The organism is Ruegeria sp. N4 (assembly GCF_056531425.1).
The window spans coordinates 207446-224146 of sequence record NZ_JBQFLT010000001.1 but is presented as its reverse complement, the minus strand read 5'-3'; the positions used below and the strand labels follow the sequence as shown (position 1 = coordinate 224146).

The 16701-nt window shown below is 58.5% G+C and carries 16 protein-coding genes and 1 tRNA gene; 6 read left to right on the top strand and 11 right to left on the bottom strand.

What is annotated here, in order from left to right; translation table 11 throughout:
- The first annotated feature begins 41 nt into the window (after positions 1–41).
- The 6 genes from ACR0LW_RS01060 to ACR0LW_RS01035 all read left to right on the top strand — a co-directional run bounded on the left by ACR0LW_RS01060 (position 42) and on the right by ACR0LW_RS01035 (position 5379).
- Positions 42–938, top strand: a complete 897-nt coding sequence (locus ACR0LW_RS01060; RefSeq protein WP_480881293.1) for a DMT family transporter — start codon at positions 42–44, stop codon at positions 936–938.
- 50 nt (positions 939–988) lie between these two features.
- The gene (locus ACR0LW_RS01055) at positions 989–1861 is read left to right on the top strand and encodes an ATPase (protein WP_170518218.1); all 873 of its coding nucleotides are present in this window, start codon (positions 989–991) and stop codon (positions 1859–1861) included.
- A gap of 38 nt (positions 1862–1899) precedes the next feature.
- A complete protein-coding gene (gene metA / locus ACR0LW_RS01050; RefSeq protein ID WP_170451156.1) occupies positions 1900–2817 on the top strand; it encodes a homoserine O-acetyltransferase MetA in 918 nt (305 codons plus the stop codon).
- The gene (locus ACR0LW_RS01045) at positions 2801–3760 is read left to right on the top strand and encodes an alpha/beta fold hydrolase (RefSeq protein WP_480881290.1); all 960 of its coding nucleotides are present in this window, start codon (positions 2801–2803) and stop codon (positions 3758–3760) included. Before metA ends, ACR0LW_RS01045 begins: the two co-directional genes overlap by 17 nt.
- A gap of 49 nt (positions 3761–3809) precedes the next feature.
- Positions 3810–4679 (top strand): polyphosphate kinase 2, encoded by an 870-nt coding sequence (ppk2, locus tag ACR0LW_RS01040; protein ID WP_480881288.1) that lies wholly within the window; start codon positions 3810–3812, stop codon positions 4677–4679.
- 85 nt (positions 4680–4764) lie between these two features.
- Positions 4765–5379: a TetR/AcrR family transcriptional regulator gene (locus ACR0LW_RS01035; RefSeq protein WP_170451162.1), complete on the top strand. Its 615-nt coding sequence runs from the start codon at positions 4765–4767 to the stop codon at positions 5377–5379.
- 6 nt (positions 5380–5385) lie between these two features.
- Here ACR0LW_RS01035 and ACR0LW_RS01030 read toward each other — a convergent pair whose 3' ends face one another.
- The 11 genes from ACR0LW_RS01030 to ACR0LW_RS00980 form a co-directional block, all read right to left on the bottom strand.
- The gene (locus tag ACR0LW_RS01030) at positions 5386–6444 is read right to left on the bottom strand and encodes an adenylate/guanylate cyclase domain-containing protein (RefSeq protein ID WP_170621713.1); all 1059 of its coding nucleotides are present in this window, start codon (positions 6442–6444) and stop codon (positions 5386–5388) included.
- The gene (locus tag ACR0LW_RS01025; protein ID WP_170451166.1) at positions 6441–6809 is read right to left on the bottom strand and encodes a group I truncated hemoglobin; all 369 of its coding nucleotides are present in this window, start codon (positions 6807–6809) and stop codon (positions 6441–6443) included. The genes ACR0LW_RS01030 and ACR0LW_RS01025 overlap by 4 nt, the downstream gene beginning before the upstream one ends.
- A 145-nt stretch (positions 6810–6954) precedes the next feature.
- Positions 6955–7821 carry an urea carboxylase-associated family protein gene (locus ACR0LW_RS01020; RefSeq protein ID WP_480881285.1) on the bottom strand — a complete coding sequence of 289 codons (867 nt, stop codon included), beginning with the start codon at positions 7819–7821 and terminating at the stop codon, positions 6955–6957.
- Positions 7822–7935: 114 nt separating this feature from the next.
- Positions 7936–8526, bottom strand: coding sequence for a YrbL family protein (locus tag ACR0LW_RS01015; protein WP_480581438.1), 591 nt, complete (start codon positions 8524–8526; stop codon positions 7936–7938).
- Positions 8527–8665: 139 nt separating this feature from the next.
- A tRNA-Ser gene (locus ACR0LW_RS01010) sits at positions 8666–8755 on the bottom strand.
- Between the two features lie 113 nt (positions 8756–8868).
- Positions 8869–11304 carry a DUF3772 domain-containing protein gene (locus ACR0LW_RS01005; RefSeq protein ID WP_480881283.1) on the bottom strand — a complete coding sequence of 812 codons (2436 nt, stop codon included), beginning with the start codon at positions 11302–11304 and terminating at the stop codon, positions 8869–8871.
- Positions 11304–12338: a cysteine synthase A gene (locus ACR0LW_RS01000; RefSeq protein ID WP_170621710.1), complete on the bottom strand. Its 1035-nt coding sequence runs from the start codon at positions 12336–12338 to the stop codon at positions 11304–11306. Before ACR0LW_RS01000 ends, ACR0LW_RS01005 begins: the two co-directional genes overlap by 1 nt.
- Before the next feature lie 68 nt (positions 12339–12406).
- Entirely contained in the window at positions 12407–13522 is a 1116-nt protein-coding gene (locus ACR0LW_RS00995; protein ID WP_170451174.1) for an NUDIX domain-containing protein, read from the bottom strand.
- Between the two features lie 32 nt (positions 13523–13554).
- The gene (locus ACR0LW_RS00990; protein ID WP_170518201.1) at positions 13555–13995 is read right to left on the bottom strand and encodes a TrgA family protein; all 441 of its coding nucleotides are present in this window, start codon (positions 13993–13995) and stop codon (positions 13555–13557) included.
- 16 nt (positions 13996–14011) lie between these two features.
- Positions 14012–15220, bottom strand: coding sequence for an SAM-dependent methyltransferase (locus tag ACR0LW_RS00985; protein ID WP_170734621.1), 1209 nt, complete (start codon positions 15218–15220; stop codon positions 14012–14014).
- A 69-nt stretch (positions 15221–15289) separates the two neighbouring features.
- Positions 15290–16669, bottom strand: coding sequence for a cryptochrome/photolyase family protein (locus ACR0LW_RS00980; RefSeq protein ID WP_480881280.1), 1380 nt, complete (start codon positions 16667–16669; stop codon positions 15290–15292).
- Positions 16670–16701: the final 32 nt, after the last annotated feature.

The window sequence follows — 16701 nt, the reverse complement described above, 5'->3', positions numbered from 1 at the left end:
TTCGGGTCGCTTCGGCGTTCGCGTGGTGACAGGTTGGCCCTATGGAACCTCAGAAACATCTCTCATCCCGGGCCTGGGCCGAACTGTTGCTTCTTGGCCTGATCTGGGGCGCGTCCTTTGTGTCGATTCGCATTGCGCTGGATACGATCCCGGTGATGACCTCGGTCCTGCATCGAACTTTCTGGGCCATGGCCGCGCTGTGGCTGGTCGTTTGGATCAAACGCCTTGAGCTGCCCCGGGACCCGCTGGTCTGGCTGGCCTTCCTGATCATGGGTCTTTTGAACAATGCCGTTCCCTTCTCGCTGATGGCGTGGGGACAGTTGCACATCGACACCGGGCTTGTGGCCATCTTGAATGCGGCAACGGCGATCTTTGGCGTGCTGGTTGCGGCCTTAGTCTTCGCGGATGAACGGCTGACAAAGTCGCGCCTGACCGGGGTCGTTCTTGGGTTTGCGGGCGTCTCGGTCGCCATCGGCCTTGGCAACTTTGCAGGTTTCAACCTGCAAAGCCTGGCTCAGCTCGCCGTTTTAGCGGGCACGGTGTCTTATGCCTTCGCCAGCGTGTGGGGCCGAAAACACCTGTCCGGCATGTCCCCAGTCGTCGCAGCGGCGGGTATGCTGACCGGCGCGACACTCTTGATCCTGCCGATCGCGCTGATGGTTGATGGCGTGCCAACCCTGCGCCTTCCGGCTGCAACATGGGCGGCCATCGGATACTATGCCATCATCGCAACGGCGGGGGCCTATCTTCTGTACTACCGGGTGCTGGCAATGGCCGGTAGCGGCAACCTGATGCTGGTCACTTTGGTCATCCCGCCCGTCGCCATTGTCCTTGGCGCAGGGCTAAGGGACGAAGCGCTGCCGCCCAATGCCTATGTCGGTTTTGCAATCCTTGCCTTGGGACTGGTAATCCTGAACCGCTCGGGCAAGCGTGATTGACGCGGTCCCCTGCCCGTTCTAGCAAAGGCAAAACTAAGGGACAGCACAACATGATCTACGGCTCGGCAAAGGATTGGCGCAGCGCTGCGCGGAAGAAAGTGCTGTTTTTCGGCATGTCGGGCCTGGGCAAAACCTATGTGTCGAACATCCTGCGGGATTCGGGCGACTGGTTCCACTATTCGATCGATTATCGGATCGGCACGCGCTACATGGGCGAATACATCACCGACAATGCCAAGGCCGAGGCGATGAAGGTGCCGTTTCTGCGCGACCTGCTTTTGTCGGATTCGATTTACATCGGCTCGAACATTTCATTCGAAAATCTGACACCTGTCGCCGCCTATCTGGGCAAGCCCGGCGATCCAGCCAAAGGCGGGCTTGAGATGCCCGAATACCGCCGCCGTCAGGAACAGTTCCGACTGGCCGAGATTCATGCCTTGCTGGATACCGAGTATTTCATCGACCGGGCGCAGCGTCTGTATCATTACCCGCATTTCATCTGCGACACCGGCGGGTCGATCTGCGAATGGGTCGATCCGAATGATCCGTCTGATCAGGTGATGACCGAACTGTCCAAGCACACGCTTATGATCTGGCTGAAGGGGGACGAGGATCACACGGCAGAGCTTGTCCGCCGCTTCGACAAAGCTCCGAAACCGATGTCCTATCAGGCCGAATTCCTGGCCCGCGTGTGGACCGACTATCTGGACCAACATGGCTGCGCCGAGGCCGAGGTCGATCCGAATGCCTTCATCCGCTGGACCTATGCGCAGGCGCTGGCCCATCGTCAGCCCAGATATGCGGCCATGGCCAAAAACTGGGGCATCACCATCACCGCCGATGAGATCGGCAAGGTGCGCGACGCGGCCGATTTCGATGAGTTGATCGAACGCGCCCTTGAGACCCAACCCAAGAACGCCTAACTACAAGCTTCTGTAAAAACCCATAAAAGCCTGAACCGATGCCGATCAAGATCCCCTCAGACCTGCCCGCCTTTGACGTCCTGACCAAGGAAGGCGTCATGGTCATGGCCGAGGATCAGGCAATGCGTCAGGATATCCGCCCCCTGAAGATCGGGTTGCTGAATCTGATGCCCAAGAAGATTCAGACGGAAAATCAGTTCGCACGTCTGATCGGTGCAACGCCGCTGCAAATCGATCTGTCCCTGATCCGCATGACCGAGCATCGGACCAAGAACACCGCAGCCGAACATATGGCCGAGTTCTACCGCCCCTTTCAGGAGGTGAAGGACCAGAAATTCGACGGTCTGATCATCACCGGCGCACCGATTGAACATCTGGAATTTCCGGACGTCACCTATTGGGACGAAATCAGCGAAGTTTTCGAGTGGACCCAGACCAACGTGCATTCCACCTTCGGCGTCTGTTGGGGCGGGATGGCGATGATCAACCATTTCCATGGCGTCAAAAAGCATATGCTGGATGCCAAGGCCTTCGGCTGTTTCCGGCATCGGAATTTGAACGCGGCTTCTCCGTTTCTGCGTGGCTTTTCGGATGATTGCGTCATTCCGGTCAGCCGCTGGACCGAGATGAAACAGGCCGAGATTGACGGCGCACCGGGGCTGAACACCCTGCTGGGCAGCGACGATGTCGGCCCCTGTCTGGTCGAGGATCCGGGGCATCGGGCGCTCTATATCTTCAACCATTTCGAATATGACAGCGATACGTTGAAGCAGGAATATGACCGGGATGTGGCCAATGGCACGCCGATAAACGTGCCGATGAACTACTACCCCGATGACGACCCGACCCGGACGCCGCAAAACCGCTGGCGCAGCCACGCGCATCTTTTGTACGGCAACTGGATCAACGAGATATACCAGACCACACCTTTCGACATGGATGAAATTGGCCGTTAAGCTACTGATATCATTCGCCGTACTCGTTCTGGGCTTTACCGCGTTTACCGCGTGGCGCAGCGCCCAGATCGAAACACGGGCCGAGGCTGCCTTTCCACCGGAAGGTCAAATTCTGGACGTCGATGGGATCGCAGTCCACGCTGTCGTGATGGGCGAAGGCCCCGATGTGGTACTGATCCACGGGTCCAGCGGAAACACGCGCGACATGACCTTTGCGTTGGCGCCAATCCTTGCCCAGACCTACCGTGTCATAGTGTTTGATCGTCCGGGGCTGGGCTATTCCGCCAGTTTCAATCCTGACGGAGAAACCATCACCGAACAGGCTGACATCCTGCAAAAGGCTGCCGCTCAGCTGGGGGCTGATAAACCCATCGTCGCTGGCCAAAGCTATGGCGGATCCGTCTCGCTTGCCTGGGCTGTAACACGGCCCGACAATATCTCGGCCCTTGTTCTGATCGCCCCGGCCGCCATCCCGTGGGTGACGCCGCTTGATGGGTTCAACCGCTTGGCCTCGACCTCTGTCGGGAACACGCTCGCCCTGCCCCTGATCACGTCTTACGTGCCGGGTTGGTATGTCGAACAGGCGATGGACAAGGTCTTTGCCCCGCAGACGGCCCCCGAAGGATACGCCGCGCATTTCGGACCCGGCCTGACCATGCGCCGGGCCTCGATGCACGCCAATGCCAAACAACGCGCCAACCTGCTGGACGAAGTCGCCGCGTTACAACCCCGTTATGCCGAGATTTCGGTGCCGACGGAAATCCTGCACGGCACCGCCGACGATACGGTCGGGCTCGAATGGCACTCGCATCGCCTGATCGATCAGATACCAGGCGCCGAATTGATTGAACTGCCCGGCATCGGTCACATGCCACAGGTCGTGGCTGCCGAGGAAGTCGCCGCCGCAATCAACCGGGCTGCGCAGCGTGCGGGTTTGCGTTAGGCGGGCACCTAATCCATAGTAAGAAATGGATTTTATTGCGAGGTGATGCATGGCCCGGTCCGAAAAAGGCTCCATCGATAGCTACTTCCGCAAAGGCGCGCCAAAGGATGTACGCGACCTGATCAAAAAGGCAAAGAAGGGCGAGATTCTGAACCCGACCTATCCCTATGCGGAAAAGATGAAGTCCAAGGACTATGAGGCACAGATTGAGGCGTTGCAGATCGAACTGGTCAAAATGCAATCCTGGGTCAAAGAGACCGGTCAGCGGGTTGCAATCATCTTCGAAGGCCGCGACGCGGCGGGCAAAGGCGGTACGATCAAACGCTTTCGCGAAAACCTGAACCCGCGCGGCGCACGCAATGTGGCGCTGGCCAAACCGTCCGACGCCGAACGCAGCCAGTGGTATTTCCAGCGTTATATCCAACATCTGCCCACGGCTGGGGAAATCGTATTCTTCGACCGCAGCTGGTACAATCGCGGTGTCGTTGAAAACGTTTTTGGCTTTTGCGAGCCCGAACAACGCGAACGTTTCTTTCGTCAGGTTCTGCCGCTGGAAACCGGGCTGGTGAATGACGGCATCCATCTGTTCAAGTTCTGGCTGAATGTCGGGCGCGCCGAACAGCTGAACCGGTTCCTCGCGCGGGAAACCGACCCGCTGAAACAATGGAAACTCAGCCCCATTGATGTGGCGGGATTGAACAAATGGGACGAATACACTCAGTCGATCTCGGAGACTTTGACCCGATCCCATACCGAGCATTGCCCCTGGACCATCGTCCGATCAGACGACAAGAAACGCGCCCGCATCGCAGCGATTCAGACGGTTCTTGGCGCGCTGGAGTATGATGAAAAGAACAAGGGCGCGGTGGGTAAAATTGACCCAAAAATCTGCGGCGGGCCAGAGATTTGGGACGCGTAGGCACGCAGCACCAAGTGATGGACGCTCAGACACAGGTGGACTATGTCTTTGCTTCCCAAGGAATGAAAACTGACCTGAGGCCAGGATGACGAAACGCGGTTACCACCATGGAAACCTGAAACAAGCCCTGATTGAGGCTGCGTTGTCCCTGATCGAGGAAAAAGGCCCAACGGGGTTCACTCTGTCCGAGGCGGCGAAGACGGCCGGGGTCACGCCAGCGGCTGTTTATCGGCACTACCACGGGCGTGAAGATCTGATTGCAGAAGCTGCCAAGCAAGGCTTCGAGATGTTTGCCGACCTGATGCAGTACGCCTATGACAAAGGCCAGCCCTCGGCCCTTGCCGCGTTCGAGGCGACGGGCCGCGCCTATCTGGCTTTTGCCCGCAAACATCCCGGCCACTATATCGCGATGTTCGAAAGCGGCGTGTCTCTGAACCGCACGCCCGAGCTGTCTCTGGCGGCCAATCGTGCCAAGAACGTGTTGGAAAAGGCCGCAGCCGATCTGTCGCAACATATTCCACCGGAAAAGCGCCCGCCTGCCTCGATGTTCAGCGCACATATCTGGGCGATGAGCCATGGGGTTGTCGAACTCTACGCCCGCAACACGGGCGCAACGTCGCCCTTCCCGCCCGAGGACCTGCTGGAAAGTGGTATCGGTATCTATCTGCGTGGATTGGGGTTGGTGCCGCAGGACGACTGAACCGGTTCAGACCCGCTGACTGTTTTGCGGTACGCTCAGGCCAGAGGTGACATTGATCAGGTTCATCTGCCCCATGCCCTTTATGTCGACAAGACCGATATCCGAGACCTGAAACTCGTCGATCAGGGCGTATTTCATTTCCTCCGGCGCGACGATATTCATCGGGTTTGCAAAGACTTGCAGACGCGCGGCGGTGTTCACCGCTGGACCAAAGACGTCATAGACGTATTTCTGGATACCCACGACCGACCCGACCGCAGCCCCCATGCCCAACCCGACACGTGCCTGCCATTTATGGGGGTGGCTTTCATTGCGGCGTTCGAGATAGCGCAGAAACCGCACGGCACAATGGGCCACGGCGGTTGCGTGATCCGGCGTCGCATCGGGCATGCCCGAAACGGCCAGATAGGCGTCACCGATCGTCTTGATCCTCTCGCATCCGAACTGTTCTACGATCCGGTCAAAGGCTGTGAAGATGTCGTTCAACTCGCTCAGCGTCACTGTCGGATCGGTTTTCGCGGCAAAGTCGGTGAAGCCGACAAAATCCAACATCACGACCGAGACCTGATCGTACAATTGCGGGGTCACAACACCAAAGGTCTTGAACTCTTCGTACACCGCGCGCGGCATCACGTTCAGCAGCAGACGTTCGACCCGTTCCTTTTCGCGCTCCAACTCTCGGGTGTTGCGTTCCACCATGGTCGAGTAGCTGTCGATCATGCTTTCAAGTTCGCGAATGCGCGTGATGTTCTGGCATTCGATGATCAGAACCTGCTCGGACAGGCCATTGGCCAATGACACTGTGACCGCAAAGATCAAGGTCCGGCGTCTGGGCTTGATCTGCAACTCGACCGAGTAGCGCAGGCCAGACTGTTTGACGTCATCCAACTCTCTCAGATCAAGATCGGGCACCAGATCCAGCAGCGTTTGACCGTCCTCTGGTTTGCCGAACCATTCGGCGAAAGAGCCATTGTGAAAGACAAACTCCAGATCCTCGGCCCGCACCACGGCCACGCCGACGCCAATAGCGCGCAACAATTGCTCGTTGATGGCATGGATGCTCATGCAGCGTCCCGGGCGACGATGATCGAGCGTTTTCCTTCAATCGCGCCAAGGGCTGTCTTGATGTCTGGCTCTGACATACCGTGCATTTCCAGCGCCTCGCCGAACAACACGGCCATGGCGTCGAAATCCTCATGACTGATATTGAGATGGCGGTGAACCGCCTCGATCCTGTCGTCACTGAATGCAGCAGGCCCCCCGATCAGAGAGGAAACGAATTTGGTTTGATGGTCGATCAGGCGCGGCATGTCGATATCTTCGAAATAGTCGCCGATCTCGTCGGAATCCAATGCCATTTCGTAGAAGGACATCACCACCCGGCTGATCGTTTTGAACCCACCGTATTTCTCATAAAGCGTCTGTGTCACACCAATACCCGGGCGTTACCAATTGAATAACGCCACAAGACTATAACAAATTCCGATTTTTGTTAACGTTTATCAGACTTAAGGGTCTATTCGCCTGTTGTGGGGCTGTTTTTTGAACCCGGAAAGCGCCGCGAAAGGTCCAACCTCAATCCGTTCCATGGGTGCGGCTATAGGCCGAAACGGCCGGCGGTTCATGCGCAGCACGGGCTGTTTCACCGGGGTCGTAGACCTCGATCAACAATGGGTAGCAAGCGGCGGTGTCCGAGGAATGCTCGGACGAACAATCCCCGCCCGGGCAGGCCGACAGACCGACGATCAAATCGATCTCGGCGTAAAACTCAAGATAATCCCCCGGACGCACCGGGCTGGCCTTCATGAAATACTGACCGGTGTCCCGCGTGAACCCGGTGCACATGAAAACGTTCAACACGTCATGCACGTGCATCTCGGCCTCGTGCAGCGGCAGGCTGCAATGCCGGGACAAGGCGCGTGTCAGATTGGAATGGCAGCAATAGTGATAGTCGTCACCAGACAACAGCCGACCGGTATACGGGTCACAGCGCGTCCCGATAACATCGTGGACCGAGCCGCCGAACTCATCGAATCCATACCAGTCCAGCGTATCGTCAATGATGGTCGCCATCGGGCGCATGGTAGGGAAACTCGACCACATCCGGTCGCCGGTCGACAGATGCGTGCCATGCAACGCGCGGGTTTTTCCGGAATAGAACCGCTCGGCCAGATCGTGCTTGTTCCACAGGTTCAGATCGCCGACCTGAGACCCCTGCACCGACACAATGCGGAAAAACGCGCCTGCGGGGACGTCGATACACGCCGCATCCCGAGGGGCCGCAGTGACCTCGGCGGATTTTACGGCTGCGTTGCGCAGGGCACGCAGCCCGGTCAGGTCCGGCGGGTCCAGCGTGTCTGGCGGATAGCAGATGACGGGTTCAATGGCCTTGCGCTGAGACGCATCTGCAGGTGGCGTGGAGTTCGGGATTTCAAGTTTCACGGCGCACCTCTTGGCGAAAGACAATCAAATTGACGAACTCTGTAAGGGATAGAGCAAATCAGGCCGAACCGCCAAGGCCCGGAATCACAAATGCGCACCCCTTTCCGACACGCGTCAGCGCGCCATTCGCGCGCGCCGCCGGGCGATTGATTGCCGAAAGGCCCAATCGCTGAACACGGTCAACGGGAAAAGAACCCGCTCACCCAGCCCATCGATCACAACAAGCCGACCGCCGCGTTCCTGCGCGCGGACGATGTTTGCGGCCCACAGGTCGCCCACGATGATACGACCGCGCTCCAGATCGTCCAAAAGCTCCAGTAGTTCGGCCTTCAGCTTTTGCTGAACCTCGGGTTTATCCTTTGCCGCCACCATTTCAGCGTGCAGCGAGGGCGCGAGATCTCCGTCCGGCCCGGTCATTTTTTCAACCACAAGGGCCGGTCCCCGAGAGGTCGGCGCATAGCCCATGAACCGGGCCAGACGCTCAATCTCGGGACACCCACGATTCAGGGCCGCCAGGTATTCATTCGCCTCACGCGCCCATTGTCGCAGATTTCCGTACCGCCATTCGGCATAGCGCGGAATGAGATGGTTGCGCTTTGGCTCATCAACCCGAACCTTCAGCAAGGCGTTTTCCAGTTCAGGATGTTGGAATATCTCGTAATTCTGGCTTTTGCGCAGCGGCGCATTACCGTCCAGCTCAATCATTTTGTTTTTTGTCCTGTCTGCCGATATGCAGAGTTTTCCGCTTGAGGCAAATATAATCCCGTCATCAATTCGTTACAATGCAGGCAGTTGGCGCACCGGCGTTCACAGCTTGGCAATTGGACAGCAAATCGGATAAAAGTGGCGGAGAGACAGGGATTCGAACCCTGGAGACGGTTTCCCGCCTACACACTTTCCAGGCGTGCGCCTTCGACCACTCGGCCACCTCTCCGTGACGGCGATATTTGGACCAATGCCGGTGGATTTGCAAGGGCCGAATTCAGGGAAAGTGAACGGTTTCAAACAAATCCGTGACGTCGAAATCCGATGCCGTCTATGGACGGATCAAAGCTCATCCCCGGCGTCAGGGTCCAGATCCGCCTCGGTCATTTGGATCGGGGCAGACGTCGCCTTTTTCGCGACCTCGGGTTCTTTCTCAGGCGGCTCGGACGGGCCTTGGGGCGCCGGGTGCAGAACTTCGGGGTTGCGCAGCCACAGATCACGCTGCGCAAACGGGATCTCGATCCCGGCCTCGGCAAAGCGGCGGTTGATTTCGTGGTTCATGTCGGATTTCACCGACAGCACCCAGTTCACGTCGCGCAGGATGGCCCGGATTTCGAAATCTAGCGAATCCGCGCCAAAGCCCTGGAACACCACGCTGGGCGCAGGGTTCGCCAGAACCATCGGATGGGCGTTTGCGATCTCACCCAGAATTGTTTCGACTTGTTGCGTGTCAGTGCCATAGGCCACGCCCACCGGCACGATCACCCGCCCGATGGTATTGCCCCGCGTATAGTTCGTAACCACGCCGCTGATCAGGTCCGAGTTCGGAACGATCACATCTGTTCGGTCGAAGGTCTCAATCGTCGTGGACCGGACCGAGATATCGCGCACGTAGCCCATCATCCCGTTCACATCGATCCAATCCCCCTTCGAAATCGGACGCTCGACCAGCAGGATAATGCCCGAGACGAAATTCGACACGATGGTTTGCAGACCAAATCCGATCCCGACAGACAGCGCCCCGGCCACAATCGCAAGCGAGGACAGATCGAACCCGGCCACCATGATCGCGATCAGCGCAGCGATGGTGATCCCGACATAGCCGGACCCGGCCACAATCGCGTTCTGGCCGCCGGGATCAATTTTTGTTTTGGGCAACAAAGAGTTGCGCAACCCGCTTTGAACCAGCCGCGTCACCGTATAGCCGATGGCGAATACAGCCACAAAGGTCAGGAAATTGCTGGGTGAAATTGTGACCCCACCGATGTCGAAACCCAGCAGAATGCGCGTCCAGACTTCGATCAGATCAGTCTCGCGCGCGCCCCAGTAGATGGCCAGAACAGGCACCGACAGGATCGCAAGCGCAAACCCCAGCAGCACCGAAAATAATGAGTCGCGCGCGGCGTCGCCCTGCCCGGTTATCCAACCGTAAACCGTTGTCAGGAAGCGCTGTGCGATCACCAGCGCCGCAATCAGGATCAGCGTTTTGACCGCCGGAAAAACGATGGCCTCGGCTGCGTTCGTATAGCCGAACATCGCCAGAACTGGCGTCGCGATGCCAAGCAGGAACAGCACACGACGCAGCAGCTCGATCAGTTGACTCAGGCTTGCGCCCCGTGTTGAAGCGTTTGGGTCAACTTCGTCCTGTTGGACGTCATTGGTCCGGATATGGCGCACCCGCAGCAGAAGCAGCGCGGTCATGACGACAACCGGGAAGCTGACAACAGCCCGCGTCGCGTCCGAGATATTTTCGATCTGATCGAACAGAATGGCCAGTTCGTGCAAAATCAGCATGATGGCCAGCAGATCCAGATAGACCCGCAATTCCTTGATTTTATTTGCCGACAGGCGGCGGAAATTCTGCGCCTCTCCGATCAGATAGATCTGCCGACCGATCCAATCGTAGAAGAAAATGATCGCTGCCCAATACGGAACGCTTTGCAACAGAAACGTGCCGCGCAAGCCCAGCACCCCGGTCAGCGTGATCGCCTGAACGGCGGCCCAGACACCCAACCAGGGCAGAGCAATGCGGAACAGCGAGACGACAAAGGTCCAGACACCGGTGCCCCCACCGCCCAGTTTACGCAGGTAGTCCCCGCCTCTTTCCGACCAATAACGCCCAAAGATCAACAGAACCGCCGAGGCAACCATCAACAGAAAAATGCCCAGGCCGCGCTCGCGGATTTGTTCGCGGACGGAATCTGTACGCAGGTTCTTGGCGGTCTCGTTGAACAGGCTGCGGGTGGCTTCGGTCACATCCGCCCAGGCCGGCCGCCAATAGATCGGGTTGATCGGGGACGGGCCACGCTGCAACAGCTCTTTTTTCTGGCGGTCCCGGATGATCCGGTCAATCTCGCTGATCAACCCGTTGGCCCTGCTATAGGCCTCTTCCGAGATGATCCGGGGGACGCGCAGGCTGTTGAGTTGTTCGTCCAGATGCGCGCGCAACATCGCCAGTTGTTCTGGTTCTTCGGCATCACCTTCCGGCTTTGGACCCAGCGCTTTGATCTGGCCTTCCAATGTCTGAATGCGGTCAGTGTTTGCCCCGCGCGCCTGATTAAAGTCCTCGCGGTAATTGTTTATTTCAGAACGTAGATTTTCTAACGCAGCATTCGAGGCCCTGTTGGCCTCGATCACCGTTTCGGCCCGGTCCGCCGTCTTGATCCAGCCCTGATAATATTCGCTCTGCCGGTCGGTCAGTTGCGCGGTGGCCGCGCCAACAAACCCGAACAGACATAGGGCAACCAGAACAAGACACAGGCGGACCTGTTGCAGCATCATACGTCCTCGAACACGCCCGGAATGCTGCGGGGCGCTTCGGTCATCCAATCCGGTACCGGCAGCTCTTTTTCGCGCAGGAATTCCGGGTTGAACAGCTTGGACTGATAGCGCGTGCCATAGTCGCACAGGATGGTCACGATGGTATGGCCGGGGCCCAGATCCTTGGCCAGACGCACCGCGCCCGCCATGTTGATCGCGGTCGAACCGCCCATGACCAGACCTTCCTCGCGCAGCAGATCGAAGATCAGGGGCAGCGCCTCATTGTCGGTCATCTGGTACGAAAAGTCCGGCTTGAAGCCTTCCAGGTTCTTGGTGATGCGCACCTGTCCGATGCCTTCGGCGATCGAGCTGCCCTCCATCGCGATCTCACCGGTGGTGTAGTAGGAGTAAAGCCCTGCCCCCATCGGATCGACCAGGCCGATCTTCACACCTTTGGGCTGCAAAGCGTCGGCCACACCGGCCAGCGTTCCGCCTGAACCTACGGCACAGACAAAACCGTCCACCTTTCCATCGGTCTGTTCCCAAATCTCGGGGCCGGTGGTTTCCACATGGGCCTGACGGTTGGCGATATTGTCGAACTGGTTGGCCCAGATCGCGCCATTGGGTTCGGTTTGCGCCAGTTCCTCGGCCAGACGGCGCGAGTAATGCACAAAGTTGTTTGGGTTGCGATACGGCGCCGCCGGAACCTGAACCAGTTGCGCGCCGGCAAGGCGCAGCATGTCTTTCTTTTCTTCCGACTGGGTTTCCGGAATCACGATCACCGTCTTGAAGCCCATTGAGGCACCAACCAGCGCCAAGCCGATCCCGGTATTGCCCGCCGTGCCTTCGACAATGGTGCCACCGGGTTTCAACTGACCCCGCGCGACCGCATCGCGGATGATGTAAAGCGCCGCGCGGTCCTTGACCGACTGTCCCGGGTTCATGAACTCGGCCTTGCCGAGGATTTCGCATCCGGTCTCTTCACTGATGCGCTTCAGCCGGATCAGCGGTGTTTTCCCGACTGCGTCGGCAAGGTCTCGTGCAATGCGCATGGCGCCCTCTTGTCGTTTGGTATCAGGGAAGATTTACAGCCGAGCCGCCGCAACCACAAGCGCGATAGTCACTGGCGCAAACGGTCCCGGTGACGGGCCAGCCAATGGGCCAGCGACAGCAAGGGCAAATCCTTGAAGGCGTGGCTGTCCACAAGCCCGATGAATTCCGAATACGGCAGAATTCGGGTGCGAATATCCTCGCCTTCGCTGTCCAATCCGCCTGCGTCGGTCGTTTCGGTCAAAGCTCCAAGACCGACATACAGATAGACATACTCGGTCGAAGACCCGCTTGAGGAATAGGCCCCACCCGCAAATTCTAGCGCATCGAGCGTGACCTGAGCCTCCTCCAACGCCTCGCGATGGGCCGCCTGTTCCGGTGTTTCACCAGCGTCGATCATGCCCGCCACCGGCTCCCACATCCAGGGTTCGGGGTCTTCGATCAGGAAGATCGGGGGGCGGAACTGCTCGACCAGCATCACGGTATCCTGCACCGGATCATAGGGCAGAACCACAACCGCGCTGCCCTGCATCAGGCTGTTGCGGTTCAGAACAGGACCCATCGAACCGTCGTGCAAGCGGTGCTGTAGCTGGATTTCCTCCATGCCGAAATAATCGACATAGGCGCGTGTATGGCTGTGGACGACAACATCCGTTGCCGTATCGCGCGGATCACCCGAGCGGCGCTGCCGAGCAAACAACTTGGCCTGGGCGCGGGTTTGTATTGCCGGGATGCTGCGGGTCATCTTTTTGGCATCAACCTTGCCGAAATAGGCCATCTCTTCTTCGGCGGCCAGCGCGGTGACCTCGCCCAGTTTCTCGGCCCACCGCTCCAGCGACCAAAGACCCGCAGGCACCCAGGCACCGGGGGCCGGGAAAAACACCTGAGCGATCGTCGTGCTGCCATCGGGTAAGGCTACGGCCAAGGGCTGCAAATCATAGTCGAACCCGCCTTCGTAATAGGCCAGTCGTGCCAGATCTTGCTTGGTCAGGTCGCGGGCCAAAAGGCCGTCGGCCTCAGCCCCCGGCATTGGCTGGATCATTGGAAAGTCCTCTCCTACCACCTCATGAACGGCATGATCCGGCAGAGTGGCAGGGGTCAGCGACACATCCCCGGCGGACCGGCCCAGCACACGCTCCAGCAGTGGAACGTAGCGCAGGGTGCCGTAAAAGAACAAATCAGACACGGGTGAACAGCTTTCCTGTCAGGTTGAGGGTATCAGCGCCAGCGTCGGCTGGCGATTTCCGTGGCCAGTCCGGCCAGCACGGACCCGACGGCCAGAGTGATCAGGATTTCAGGAACCAGCAGCAACCGCCCATAGTCGACCCCGATCACGAAGATCGCCTTGAGCGCCTCGAACGGGCCATCATAGCGGTTGCGCATGGCAAGGCGAAACATCTCATAACAGCCCTGCACAAACAGCGCCCAGAACACCAGCGAGGCCACGCCGGTCAGCCCGTTGTTGATCCCGGCAGTCCAGCCGCGCCCTGCCCGTTTGCCCATGATTTTCCAGCCACATGCGACAGCGATTACAAGGTTCACCACGGTGAAATAGCCGTAATCCTTACCCTCTTCCCCGTTGTTGATAATCATGCTGGAGACCAGAAAGGCCACCACCGCAAGACAAAGGGCGGCAACTAATCGCGCGGCTGTGGGCATTTACCAATTCCGTTCCTTAACTGGGCTTTGCTATGGTGATCTGTGTCACATCGCAATTGCCCGTGTCAAAGGCCGCGCCACATGCGGTCAAATAATAATTCCACATGCGGCGGAAACGCTCATCAAACCCCATGTCAGCGATCTGATCCCATTTGGCGTTGAACGTGTCATACCAGCGGCGCAGCGTCAGGTCGTAGCTTTTGCCAAACTCTTTCGAGCGCACCAGATCAAGCCCCGCCAGATCGATCTGTTGGCGCAGGATCGTGGGCGATGGCAACATGCCGCCCGGAAAGATGTATTTCTGAATGAAATCAACGCCGTTCTTGTAAAAATCCCAGCGGTGATCGCCCACGGTGATGATCTGCAACGTGGCCTGAGCGCCGGGCTTCAGACGTTCGCGCACTGTCTCGAAATAGACAGGCCAGTACTTTTGCCCCACAGCCTCGAACATCTCGATCGAGGCGATGCCGTCATACAATCCGCGCTCGTCCCGATAATCCTGAAGCTTCAGCTCGACCATATCGGAAAGTCCAGCTTTTTCCATACGTTGTCGCGCAAAGTTCAACTGTTCCTGACTGATGGTCAGGCCGGTGACGCGCAAGCCACGCTCTTTCGCGGCATATTCGGCAAAGCCGCCCCAGCCGCATCCGATCTCAAGCACATGATCCCCGGGTTTGACGCCCATTTCGTCAATGAGGCTGGCATATTTGGCCGTCTGCGCCTTTTCCAGGCTCTCCTGTCCGGTCTCGAACAGGGCGCTGGAATAGGTCATCGTGTCGTCAAGCCACAGGCCATAGAAGTCATTGCCCAGATCGTAATGGTACGAGATGTTCTTCTTGGCCTGTTTCCGGTTGTTGCGATGCAGCCAGAAGCGCAGACGCTCGTAGGCCTGCACCAGGAACTTGCCGGTGAACCCGTCATAAACCGTTTCCGAACCGAGATGGACAAGATCCATAAAGGATCGCAGGTCGGGCGTGCTCCAATGTCCTTCCAGATAGGCGTCCGAGAACCCAAGCTCTCCTTCCCGGATAAGACGTGCAAAAACATCCGGGTCGTGGATTTCGACCGCTGCAATCGGGCCGGGTTTGGGGCCCTCTGATCGAAACACGCGACCATCCGGCAAAGTGATATCCAGCCGCCCGGACTCCATCTTGCCCAGCATCTTGAAGACTTGCGCGAAATATCTGGGCAGGTCTGTCTGCCCCTCGGTCGACGTCAGGATCATCCGCTCTCCCCTCTGCGGTGTTTGGTTCAGGCTAGGACGGCTTTTTGTTTCTGGCAAGTTTTCAGTTCCTTACTGGGTTTTTCGGCTTTCATACGCAGACAGAGCGCGCTTGCGCCCGTCAGCCAAATCCACGGCCGGTGGCGGGTATGGCGTGGACGGGTTCATTCCCCAGGACCTCGGGATCGCGTCGAAATAGGCCAAGGCGGTAGCGCTTGGGTTTGCGCGCCCTTCCGCGATCCAACGCTGCAGGTATCGGTTGTCGGGGTCGAACTTTTCCTGCTGCGTGTGCGGGTTGAAGATGCGGAAAAACGGGGCCGCATCCGGACCTGATCCCGCCACCCATTGCCAGCCCATCGCGTTCGAGGCCGGGTCCCAGTCGATCAGGCAGTCCTCAAACCAATTCATCCCGACTTTCCAATGGGTCATCACGTGCTTGGTCAGATAGCTTGCGACAATCATCCGGGCACGATTGTGCATCCGGCCGGTCACATACATCTCGCGCAGGCCCGCATCGACTACAGATATGCCGGTTCTGGCCTGTTTCCAGGCCAACACCTCGGGGTGGTCCGGGTCGGTATTCCATGGGAAGGCATCCCATTCGGGCCGCCAGTTGCCGGTCAGCAGGTGCGGCGTGTGGTACATCAGGTGATAGGCGAACTCGCGCCAGACCAACTGCCGTAAGAATCCGTCGGTCCCGGTCGTTCCCATCAACGCGGCCTGTTGCACCCGGTGCCACGCCGCCCGAGGGCCGATCTCGCCCAGCGACAGGAATTCCGAGAGGTTCGAGGTGCCATCGACATCCAGTCGGTCCCGGTCTTCGGAATAGCGCGAAACGCGCTCCAAAAAGGCGTTCAGTTGGTCATAGGCCGCGTTTTCACCGGGTCGAACATGCGGGCGAACGACCCGAGCGCCCCGGTTCATCGATTTTCCCATAACCCACTCACCCAGCGTCTCTGACACAGGCCAACGGGTGGGCGCGTTCAGGTTGGTTACTTTGGGAAACGGCTCGGGCACCTCGCGCCCCTGCACTGCGCGCCACATCGGAGTGAACACACGGAACGGCTGCCCGGTTTTCGTGGCAACGGTCCAGGGTTCGAACAGCAGATGGCCTGCAAAGGACCTGGCTTGAACGCCATCGTCGATCAGGGCCGCTTTGACTTTGGTATCCCGCGCAATCGACTCTGGATCATATGCCCGAGACCAGTAGACCTCGGTCGCGCCGGTCTCGGACACCAGTTTCAGCAACTGGTCCAACGCATCGCCGCGTCGTAGGATCAATTGGCTGCCAGCCTGACCCAGCGATTGCGCGAAGGCTTCAAGCCCCAAACCCAGACGCCATCTGGGTGCAGCGCCAAGTGCCTCGGTCAGTGGATCAAGAATGAACACCGGAATGACAGGCCGACCGGTTTGCGCGGCGGCAGACAAGGCCGGATGGTCCGACAGGCGCAAATCTCGTCGGAACCAAATAATGATTGGGGACT